The 9590-nt window shown below is 54.2% G+C and carries 20 protein-coding genes; all 20 read right to left on the bottom strand.

Annotated elements, in window-relative coordinates:
• Positions 1–66: 66 nt before the first annotated feature.
• The gene (gene rplQ / locus BN1121_RS16505) at positions 67–450 is read right to left on the bottom strand and encodes a 50S ribosomal protein L17 (RefSeq protein ID WP_005350112.1); all 384 of its coding nucleotides are present in this window, start codon (positions 448–450) and stop codon (positions 67–69) included.
• Positions 451–493: 43 nt separating this feature from the next.
• Positions 494–1483, bottom strand: a complete 990-nt coding sequence (locus BN1121_RS16500; protein ID WP_005350114.1) for a DNA-directed RNA polymerase subunit alpha — start codon at positions 1481–1483, stop codon at positions 494–496.
• A 25-nt stretch (positions 1484–1508) separates the two neighbouring features.
• A complete protein-coding gene (gene rpsD, locus BN1121_RS16495; RefSeq protein WP_005350116.1) occupies positions 1509–2129 on the bottom strand; it encodes a 30S ribosomal protein S4 in 621 nt (206 codons plus the stop codon).
• Positions 2130–2169: 40 nt separating this feature from the next.
• Positions 2170–2559: a 30S ribosomal protein S11 gene (rpsK, locus tag BN1121_RS16490; protein ID WP_005350118.1), complete on the bottom strand. Its 390-nt coding sequence runs from the start codon at positions 2557–2559 to the stop codon at positions 2170–2172.
• A 14-nt stretch (positions 2560–2573) separates the two neighbouring features.
• Positions 2574–2930 (bottom strand): 30S ribosomal protein S13, encoded by a 357-nt coding sequence (rpsM, locus tag BN1121_RS16485; protein WP_005350121.1) that lies wholly within the window; start codon positions 2928–2930, stop codon positions 2574–2576.
• A gap of 140 nt (positions 2931–3070) precedes the next feature.
• Complete coding sequence (rpmJ, locus tag BN1121_RS19570; protein WP_005319705.1) at positions 3071–3184, bottom strand: 50S ribosomal protein L36; 114 nt, start codon at positions 3182–3184, stop codon at positions 3071–3073.
• A 26-nt stretch (positions 3185–3210) separates the two neighbouring features.
• Positions 3211–4539 carry a preprotein translocase subunit SecY gene (gene secY, locus BN1121_RS16480; protein WP_005350128.1) on the bottom strand — a complete coding sequence of 443 codons (1329 nt, stop codon included), beginning with the start codon at positions 4537–4539 and terminating at the stop codon, positions 3211–3213.
• Between the two features lie 8 nt (positions 4540–4547).
• A complete protein-coding gene (rplO, locus tag BN1121_RS16475; protein WP_005350129.1) occupies positions 4548–4985 on the bottom strand; it encodes a 50S ribosomal protein L15 in 438 nt (145 codons plus the stop codon).
• A gap of 2 nt (positions 4986–4987) precedes the next feature.
• Positions 4988–5170, bottom strand: a complete 183-nt coding sequence (gene rpmD, locus BN1121_RS16470; protein WP_005350132.1) for a 50S ribosomal protein L30 — start codon at positions 5168–5170, stop codon at positions 4988–4990.
• Between the two features lie 6 nt (positions 5171–5176).
• Complete coding sequence (gene rpsE, locus BN1121_RS16465; RefSeq protein ID WP_005350136.1) at positions 5177–5677, bottom strand: 30S ribosomal protein S5; 501 nt, start codon at positions 5675–5677, stop codon at positions 5177–5179.
• 14 nt (positions 5678–5691) lie between these two features.
• Entirely contained in the window at positions 5692–6045 is a 354-nt protein-coding gene (gene rplR, locus BN1121_RS16460) for a 50S ribosomal protein L18 (RefSeq protein ID WP_005350139.1), read from the bottom strand.
• Between the two features lie 9 nt (positions 6046–6054).
• The gene (rplF, locus tag BN1121_RS16455; RefSeq protein WP_005350142.1) at positions 6055–6588 is read right to left on the bottom strand and encodes a 50S ribosomal protein L6; all 534 of its coding nucleotides are present in this window, start codon (positions 6586–6588) and stop codon (positions 6055–6057) included.
• An 11-nt stretch (positions 6589–6599) separates the two neighbouring features.
• Positions 6600–6992 carry a 30S ribosomal protein S8 gene (rpsH, locus tag BN1121_RS16450; RefSeq protein ID WP_005350147.1) on the bottom strand — a complete coding sequence of 131 codons (393 nt, stop codon included), beginning with the start codon at positions 6990–6992 and terminating at the stop codon, positions 6600–6602.
• A 19-nt stretch (positions 6993–7011) separates the two neighbouring features.
• Positions 7012–7317, bottom strand: coding sequence for a 30S ribosomal protein S14 (gene rpsN / locus BN1121_RS16445; RefSeq protein WP_005350155.1), 306 nt, complete (start codon positions 7315–7317; stop codon positions 7012–7014).
• A gap of 11 nt (positions 7318–7328) precedes the next feature.
• Complete coding sequence (gene rplE, locus BN1121_RS16440) at positions 7329–7868, bottom strand: 50S ribosomal protein L5 (protein WP_005350156.1); 540 nt, start codon at positions 7866–7868, stop codon at positions 7329–7331.
• Between the two features lie 13 nt (positions 7869–7881).
• Positions 7882–8199 carry a 50S ribosomal protein L24 gene (rplX, locus tag BN1121_RS16435; protein ID WP_005350157.1) on the bottom strand — a complete coding sequence of 106 codons (318 nt, stop codon included), beginning with the start codon at positions 8197–8199 and terminating at the stop codon, positions 7882–7884.
• 11 nt (positions 8200–8210) lie between these two features.
• Positions 8211–8579: a 50S ribosomal protein L14 gene (rplN, locus tag BN1121_RS16430; RefSeq protein WP_005350158.1), complete on the bottom strand. Its 369-nt coding sequence runs from the start codon at positions 8577–8579 to the stop codon at positions 8211–8213.
• 148 nt (positions 8580–8727) lie between these two features.
• Positions 8728–8976, bottom strand: coding sequence for a 30S ribosomal protein S17 (gene rpsQ, locus BN1121_RS16425; protein ID WP_005350159.1), 249 nt, complete (start codon positions 8974–8976; stop codon positions 8728–8730).
• Positions 8976–9167 (bottom strand): 50S ribosomal protein L29, encoded by a 192-nt coding sequence (rpmC, locus tag BN1121_RS16420; RefSeq protein WP_005350160.1) that lies wholly within the window; start codon positions 9165–9167, stop codon positions 8976–8978. Before rpmC ends, rpsQ begins: the two co-directional genes overlap by 1 nt.
• Complete coding sequence (gene rplP, locus BN1121_RS16415) at positions 9167–9580, bottom strand: 50S ribosomal protein L16 (RefSeq protein WP_005350161.1); 414 nt, start codon at positions 9578–9580, stop codon at positions 9167–9169. Before rplP ends, rpmC begins: the two co-directional genes overlap by 1 nt.
• Between the last annotated feature and the right edge of the window lie 10 nt (positions 9581–9590).

The following is a 9590-nucleotide window of genomic DNA, read 5'->3' as shown; positions in this document are numbered from 1 at the left end:
GTAAGCGGTAAGCGGTAAGAAAAATGCAGGAAAAAGAAAAGCCGGGCAAGCCCGGCTTTTTCTATCTTACTCGGCAGCTGCTTCAGCAGCGGCCGGGCGGTCTACCAGCTCGATGTAAGCCATCGGAGCATTGTCACCGGCACGGAACCCGCACTTCAGAATGCGAGTATAACCACCGGCGCGCTCTTGGTAGCGCTTGCCCAGTTCGTTGAACAGCTTTGCCACAACTTCGTTATCACGAGTGCGGGCGAATGCCAGACGACGGTTAGCAACGCTATCAGTCTTGGCAAGGGTGATCAGCGGTTCAACTACACGACGCAGCTCTTTTGCCTTCGGCAGAGTCGTCTTGATGATCTCATGACGAACCAGGGAGCTGGCCATGTTGCGGAACATAGCCTGACGATGGCTGCTGTTCCGGTTCAGTTGACGACCACTCAAACGATGGCGCATGACCTTATCCTTCTAACTAAATCTGTGAACCCGTAATCTGGATTTACTCGTCAGCGATGCTGGCGGGCGGCCAGTTCTCCAGGCGCATGCCCAGAGACAGACCACGGGAGGCCAACACGTCCTTGATCTCAGTCAGGGACTTCTTACCGAGGTTCGGAGTCTTAAGCAACTCGACTTCGGTACGCTGTACCAGATCACCAATATAGTGGATAGCTTCTGCCTTCAGACAGTTCGCAGAACGAACTGTCAGCTCCAAATCATCGACAGGACGCAGCAGAATCGGATCGAACTCGGGCTTCTCTTCCTTCTTCTCGGGCACGCTCACGTCACGCAGGTCGACGAAGGCTTCCAGTTGCTCTGCCAGGATAGTGGCGGAGCGACGAATAGCCTCTTCCGGATCCAGGGTGCCGTTGGTCTCCATTTCGATGACCAGCTTGTCCAAGTCGGTACGCTGTTCCACACGCGCCGCTTCTACATTGTAGGCGATGCGAACGATGGGACTGAACGCAGCGTCCAGCAGCAGGCGACCAATCGGGCGCTCTTCATCGTCGTTGTGGACGCGGGCAGAAGCGGGCACGTAACCACGACCGCGCTGAATCTTCAAGCGCATGCTGATCTCAGCGTTGGCGCTGGTCAGGTGGCAGATTACGTGCTCCGGGTTTACGATCTCAACTTCATCACCGTGAGTGATATCACCAGCGGTAACGGGGCCTGTTCCAGACTTGGTCAGGGACAGAGTTACCTCGTCCTTGCCTTCCAGCTTCACAGCGATGCCTTTCAGGTTCAGCAGGATTTCGAGAACGTCTTCCTGAACACCTTCCTTGCTGCTGTACTCGTGCAGTACGCCATCGATTTCGACTTCAGTAACTGCACAACCGGGCATAGAAGAAAGCAAAATACGACGCAGGGCGTTGCCCAGCGTGTGACCAAAGCCACGCTCAAGCGGCTCAAGAGTCACTTTTGCGTGAGTCGGGCTAACTTGCTCGATATCAACTAGCCGCGGCTTAAGAAAATCTGTTACAGAACCCAGCATTGTGTCCTCTCTTTAGAAGCTAGCTTTACTTGGAGTAAAGCTCGACGATCAGCTGTTCGTTAATGTCGGCAGACAGGTCAGAACGCTCCGGCAGGCGCTTGAAGGCACCTTCCATCTTGGCAGCGTCAACCTCTACCCAAGTCGGCTTCTCACGCTGACCAGCAACCTCAAGGGCAGCCTTGATACGTGCTTGCTTCTTAGCCTTCTCGCGAACAGAGACCACATCCTCAGGGGAAACCTGGAAAGAAGGAATGTTCACAACGCGGCCGTTGACCATGATGGCCTTGTGGCTTACCAGCTGACGTGCTTCAGCGCGGGTAGCACCAAAGCCCATGCGGTAGACAACGTTGTCCAAACGACCTTCCAGCAGCTGCAACAGGTTTTCGCCGGTGTTACCCTTCTGACGGGCAGCGTGGCGGTAGTAGTTGCGGAACTGTTTTTCCAATACGCCGTAGATACGGCGAACTTTTTGCTTCTCGCGCAGCTGAACACCGTAGTCGGACAGACGCGGCTTGCGAGCGCCGTGCTGACCCGGGGCGGTGTCAATCTTGCACTTAGAATCAATCGCACGAACACCAGACTTCAGGAAGAGGTCGGTGCCCTCACGACGGCTAAGCTTAAGCTTAGGACCGATATATCTTGCCATCTTCTTTCTCCAACAATCCTAGACCAAGTAGCTAAACGCGTTACACGCGGCGCTTCTTGGGAGGACGACAACCGTTGTGCGGGATCGGAGTCACATCAGTGATGTTAGTGATGCGGAAACCAGCCGCGTTCAGCGCGCGGATGGAAGACTCACGACCGGGACCCGGACCCTTGACCATGACTTCCAGGTTCTTGACGCCATATTCTTTGGCCATCTCACCGGCACGCTCGGCTGCAACCTGGGCAGCGAACGGGGTGGACTTACGAGAACCACGGAAACCAGAACCACCAGCGGTGGCCCAAGACAGAGCGTTGCCCTGACGGTCAGTGATAGTCACGATTGTGTTGTTGAAAGAGGCATGTACGTGTGCGATACCGTCGCTCACTTGCTTTTTAACGCGCTTGCGAGCACGAGTCGGAGTTTTAGCCATTTTCTACCTTCCCGTTACTTCTTGATAGCCTTGCGCGGACCCTTACGGGTACGTGCGTTGGTCTTGGTACGTTGACCACGGACAGGCAGGCTACGACGGTGACGCAAACCACGGTAGCAACCCAGGTCCATCAAACGCTTGATGTTCATAGAAATCTGACGGCGCAGGTCACCTTCAACGGTGTACTTACCTACTTGTTCACGCAGACTTTCTACCTGAGCTTCATCCAGGTCTTTGATTTTTACATTCTCAGCGATACCGGCTGCGGCACAGATGGCCTTGGAGCGGGTACGACCGACGCCATAAATAGCAGTCAGAGCAATGACTGCATGCTTATGGTCAGGAATGTTAATGCCAGCGATACGGGCCACTATTCACTCCTACATATAGTAGATTACGACCACCACAAAGCCCGTGAGCGGATACGTGGCGGTCAACCAATACACAACAAAAGTTGGCTGGCTATCTTAGCCAGCACAACTATTTGTTGCAAGTACTAACCGTAACTAAATTAGCCTTGACGCTGTTTATGCTTAGGCTCGCTGCAAATCACACGCACCACACCGTGACGCTTGATGATTTTGCAGTTACGGCAGATTGCCTTAACGGAAGCACGAACTTTCATTGCTTAACTCCGTAACTACGCCGACCTTAGCGGCCGTAGCCCTTCAGGTTGGCCTTCCTCAGGACATCACCATATTGATGAGACATCATATGGGTCTGAACCTGAGCCATGAAGTCCATGATCACTACCACGATAATCAGCAGCGAGGTGCCACCGAAGTAGAACTGTACGTTCCAGGCAGTCATCAAGAACTGTGGTACCAGACAGATAAAGGTTATATAGAGCGCGCCAGCCAGAGTCAGGCGGGTCATAACCTTATCGATATAACGTGCTGTCTGCTCGCCCGGGCGGATCCCCGGGATAAAGGCTCCACTCTTCTTCAGATTATCTGCAGTCTCGCGCGGGTTGAACACCAACGCGGTGTAGAAGAAGCAGAAGAAGATAATGGCTGCTGCATACAGCATCTCGTACAGGGGCTGGCCCGGCTGCAGAACCATAGAGATCTGCTGCAAGACATCGGCCACAGTACCCTCACCCTGACCAAACCAAGAGGTAATGGTACCCGGGAAGAGGATGATACTGGATGCGAAAATCGCAGGAATCACACCAGCCATGTTGACCTTCAACGGCAGGTGCGTGCTTTGCGCTGCGAATACCTGGCGGCCTTGTTGACGCTTGGCGTAGTTAACGACGATACGACGCTGACCACGTTCCACGAACACCACAAAGTAAGTCACTGCGAAAACAATCAAGCCCAGCAACAGCAACAGCAGGATGTGCAATTCCCCTTGACGTGCCTGTTCGGCCGTAGCGCCAATGGCATGAGGCAGACCAGCAACGATACCCGTGAAGATTATCAGCGAGATACCATTACCGATGCCACGCTCGGTGATCTGCTCACCCAGCCACATCAAAAACATGGTGCCGGTGACCAGACTCACAACCGCCGTGAAATAGAAGCCGAAGCCCGGATTACTCACGAGCCCCTGCATCATATTCGGCAGGCCGGTTGCGATACCAATGGCCTGGAAAGTTCCCAATACCAGCGTGCCCCAGCGCGTATACTGGCTGATCTTGCGGCGACCGGCCTCACCCTCTTTCTTGAGTTCAGCAAGAGCGGGGTGAACCACAGTCAGCAGCTGGATGATGATCGATGCCGAAATGTACGGCATGATCCCCAGCGCAAGAATAGAAGCACGGGCAAGTGCACCACCACTGAACATGTTAAACATCTCAATGATGGTGCCCTTCTGTTGCTGGAACAATTCGGCCAGTACGGCGGCGTCAATACCAGGAATAGGCACATAAGAGCCTGCACGGAAGACGATAATCGCTCCGAGAACGAAGAGCAGACGGCTCTTCAGTTCACTCAGACCACCCTGTGCTTTTACATCCAATCCTGGTTTCTTAGCCATTGTACTGATTATTCCTCGATTTTACCGCCGGCGGCCTCGATGGCTGCACGTGCACCCTTGGTGACGGGCAGACCACGAACGGTCACAGCGCGGTCGATGTTACCGGACAGAACAACCTTCACAAACTCGATGTTCTTGTTAACAACACCGGCTTGCTTCAGGGTGCTCAGATCCACCACATCACCTTCTACCATCGCGATTTCGTTCAGGCGAACCTCGGCGGATACCAGAGACTTGCGAGAAGTGAAACCGAACTTCGGCAGACGGATTTTCAGCGGCATCTGACCGCCTTCGTAACCGCGACGGACTTTACCGCCACCGGAACGAGAGGTCTGGCCCTTAACACCACGACCACCAGTCTTACCCAGACCGGAGCCGATACCGCGACCGCGACGAGCCTTTACAGGCTTGGAGCCAGCAGCCGGAGACAGAGTGTTCAGACGCATGCTTAGCCCTCCACCTTAACCATGTAATACACCTGGTTGATCATACCGCGAACGCAAGGAGTATCCTCCAGCTCAACGGTGTGACCAATGCGACGCAGACCCAGGCCACGCAGAGTCGCCTTGTGCTTGGGCAGGCGGCCGATAGAGCTGCGGGTTTGAGTTACTTTTACAGTCTTGTTAGCCATGTCGCATTACCCCAGAATTTCTTCAACGCGCAGACCACGCTTGGCAGCGATCTGTTCCGGAGATTGACCGTGAACCAGAGCGTCTACAGTGGCGCGTACCACGTTGATCGGGTTGGTGGAACCGTAGGTCTTGGCCAGTACGTTATGAACGCCAGCCACTTCCAGAACGGCACGCATAGCACCACCGGCGATGATACCAGTACCCTGGGAGGCCGGCTTCATGAATACGGTGGAACCAGAGTGGATGCCCTTCACCGGGTGGTGCAGAGTACCGTTGTTCAGTTCTACCTTCTTCAGGTTGCGCTTAGCCTGTTCCATTGCCTTTTGAATGGCAGCCGGAACTTCACGGGCCTTACCGTAACCGTAACCTACACGGCCGTTGCCATCACCCACTACAGTCAGTGCGGTGAAGGACATGATACGACCACCCTTAACAGTCTTCGAAACACGGTTTACCGCAATGAGCTTCTCGTGCAGTTCACCGGCTTGAGATTCGATTTTAGCCATCTTCGACTCCTAGCTTAGAACTGCAGACCAGCGTCACGAGCAGCGGTAGCCAGAGCGGCTACACGACCGTGATACTTGAAACCGGAACGGTCAAACGACACGTTCTGTACACCCTTGGCGATGGCGCGCTCGGCGATAGCTTTACCTACAGCGGCTGCCGCGTCGGCGTTACCGGTGTATTTGATGCTTTCGCTGATAGCCTTCTCTACTGTGGAAGCAGAGGCCAGGACTTCGGAACCGTTGGCTGCAATGATCTGCGCGTAGATATGACGCGGAGTACGGTGAACAACCAGACGAGTCGCACCCAGTTCCTGCATCTTCTTACGTGCACGAGTAGCACGACGGAGACGAGCTGCTTTCTTGTCCATAGTGTTACCTTACTTCTTCTTAGCTTCTTTAGTACGCACTTGCTCATTGGCATAGCGTACACCCTTGCCCTTATAGGGCTCCGGAGCGCGGTAAGCACGGATATCCGCGGCAACTTGGCCAATCACCTGCTTGTCGATGCCACGCAGAACGATTTCGGTCTGGGTGGGGCACTCGGCAGTGATGCCAGCCGGCAGTTCATGCTCGACCGGGTGAGAGAAGCCCAGGGCCAGAGCGACAGCGTTGCCCTTGATGGAGGCACGATAGCCTACACCGACCAGCTGCAGCTTGCGCTCGAAGCCTTGGGTAACACCGATGACCATGTTGTTAACCAGGGCGCGAGCAGTACCAGCTTGAGCATCGGCACCGGCAAAGCCAGCACGCGGAGCAAACTTCAGTACGCTCTCTTCCTTGGTCACTTCAACAGCCGCGTTGATGGAACGAACCAGAGAACCTTTAGCACCTTTTACGGTCAGCTCTTGGCCGTTCAGAGTCACCTCTACGCCAGCAGGAATCGCGACGGGTGCCTTAGCAACACGAGACATTTCCTACCTCCTTAAGCGACGTAGCAGATGATCTCACCGCCCATGCAAGCCTTACGGGCAGCACGGTCAGTCATCACACCTTTAGAAGTGGACACAACGGCGATACCCAGACCGCCCATTACCTTCGGCAGATCATTGGTACGCTTGTAAATACGCAGGCCAGGACGGCTCACGCGTTGGATCAGTTCTACAACCGGCTTGCCTTGGAAATACTTCAGTTCGATTTCCAGTTCCGGTTTCACGTCACCAGCTACGTTGTAGCCAGCGATGTAGCCTTCATCCTTCAGCACTTTGGCAATAGCCACTTTCAGCTTGGAGGAGGGCATGGAAACCGCAACCTTGCTCGCCGCCTGACCGTTACGGATGCGGGTCAGCATATCCGCGATCGGATCTTGCATGCTCATAGTCTAACTCCCGAGATTCTTACCAAGAGGCCTTTTTCAGGCCCGGAATTTCACCCTTCATGGCATGCTCACGCACCTTGATGCGGCACAGGCCAAATTTACGCAGCACACCGTGCGGACGGCCAGTAATGGCACAACGGTTACGCTGGCGGATCGGGCTGGAATCACGGGGCAGCTGTTGCAGCTTGAGAACAGCGTCCCAACGCGCTTCTTCGGAAGCGTTCATGTCAACGATCAGAGCTTTCAGCTCGGCACGCTTGGTAGCGTACTTGGCTGCCAGCTTGGCACGCTTGACTTCACGTGCTTTCATGGAAAGTTTTGCCATAACCCTACACCTTACTTGCGGAACGGGAAGTTAAAGGCAGCCAGCAGAGCACGGCCTTCATCATCGGTTTGCGCGGAAGTGGTGATGGTGATATCCAGACCACGAACGCGATCGACCTTGTCATAGTCGATTTCCGGGAAGATGATCTGCTCGCGAACACCCATGGAGTAGTTACCACGACCGTCGAACGACTTAGCGTTCAGGCCGCGGAAGTCACGGACACGGGGTACTGCGATAGAGATCAGGCGCTCCAGGAACTCCCACATACGCTCGCCACGCAGGGTTACTTTGCAACCTATCGGGTAGCCTTCACGAATCTTGAAGCCCGCAACGGATTTACGAGCCTTGGTGATCAGCGGCTTCTGACCGGAAATGGCAGCCAGGTCGGCAGCAGCATTTTCCAGCAGTTTTTTATCAGCAATCGCTTCACCTACACCCATGTTCAGGGTGATTTTCTCGATCCGAGGGACTTGCATGATAGTCTTGTAACCGAACTGCTTAGTCAGTTCATTTACTACATTTGCTTTGTAGTAATCATGCAGTTTCGCCATCGTTAAACTCCAATTACTTCACAAGTTCGCCGGTGGATTTGAAGACACGGACTTTCTTGCCGTCTTCAATCCGGAAACCTACGCGGTCAGCTTTGCCAGAGGCAGAGTTGAACAGCGCTACATTAGATACGTGGATCGGGGCTTCTTTGGTTACGATGCCACCGGCCTGACCCAGAGCGGGTACCGGCTTTTGGTGTTTCTTAACCAGGTTGATGCCTTCCACAACGACCTTACCTTCAGCGATCAGGACTTGAGTGACTTTGCCACGCTTGCCCTTGTCTTTGCCGGTGAGGACGATTACTTCGTCTTCGCGACGGATTTTAGCTGCCATCGTTCGACTCCTTACAGTACTTCGGGTGCCAGGGACACGATTTTCATGAACTTCTCATTACGCAGTTCACGGGTCACCGGCCCAAAAATACGAGTACCGATCGGCTGCTGGTTGTTATTCAGCAACACAGCTGCGTTGTTGTCGAAACGGATGACAGAGCCGTCCTGACGACGAACGCCTTTACGGGTGCGTACGACCACCGCGTTATACACATCACCTTTCTTCACTTTACCGCGAGGAATGGCTTCCTTGATGGAAACCTTGATGATGTCGCCGATGCCGGCGTAACGGCGGTGCGAACCACCCAGAACCTTAATACACATTACGCTGCGTGCGCCGGAGTTATCGGCAACATCCAGCATACTTTGCATCTGGATCATCTTAGTGCTCCGCTTTGTTTACTTCTTATCCCTCTCGGGATCTGGCTGCCTTCAAAAGGCGCGAAACTATAACACAGGATTTTCAGAAAAGGTAGCCTAAAAAACAAACGGCCCCAGCAGGGGCCGTTTGGGCTAGAAAGTACCTGACTTAGGCCTTTTCTACGATCGCAACCAGGGTCCAGGACTTGGTCTTGGACAGCGGGCGGCACTCGCGGATTTCCACGAGGTCGCCAGCCTTGCACTCGTTGTTCTCGTCGTGCACGTGCAGCTTGGTAGTACGCTTGATGATCTTACCGTAGATCGGGTGCTTTACCTTGCGCTCGATGGCAACAGTGATGGACTTGTCCATCTTGTCGCTGATTACACGACCCTGCAGAGTACGGATCTTGTCAGTCATTACGCACCTGCCTTCTCAGTCAGTACAGTCTTGATGCGCGCGATGTCGCGACGCACTTGTTTCAGAGTGTGAGTCTGAGCCAGTTGACCGGTGGAAGCTTGCATGCGCATGTTGAATTGCTCACGCAGCTTGGCCAGCAGTTCCTGGTTCAGTTCTTCAACGCTCTTTTGGCGCAGATCTTGTGCTTTCATCACATCACCGTCCGAGTTACGAAAGTGGTCTGAACAGACAGTTTGGCTGCGGCCAGGGCGAACGCTTCGCGTGCCAGAGCCTCAGGAACACCGTCCATCTCGTACAGGACTTTGCCCGGCTGAATCTGAGCGACCCAGTATTCCACGTTACCCTTACCTTTACCCATACGAACTTCGAGGGGCTTTTCGGTGATGGGCTTGTCCGGGAACACACGGATCCAGATCTTGCCTTGACGCTTAACGTGACGAGTCATAGCACGACGAGCTGCTTCGATTTGACGAGCAGTCAGGCGGCCACGAGTGGTCGCTTTCAGGCCAAAGGAACCGAAGGAGACTTCGTTACCAGAGGTGGCCATACCGCGGTTACGACCCTTATGGATCTTGCGGAATTTAGTACGCTTAGGTTGCAACATTTACCGAATC

It is taken from the genome of Aeromonas diversa CDC 2478-85, assembly GCF_000819805.1.
GTDB lineage: Bacteria > Pseudomonadota > Gammaproteobacteria > Enterobacterales > Aeromonadaceae > Aeromonas > Aeromonas diversa.
This window is presented reverse-complemented; position numbering and strand designations above follow the sequence as displayed.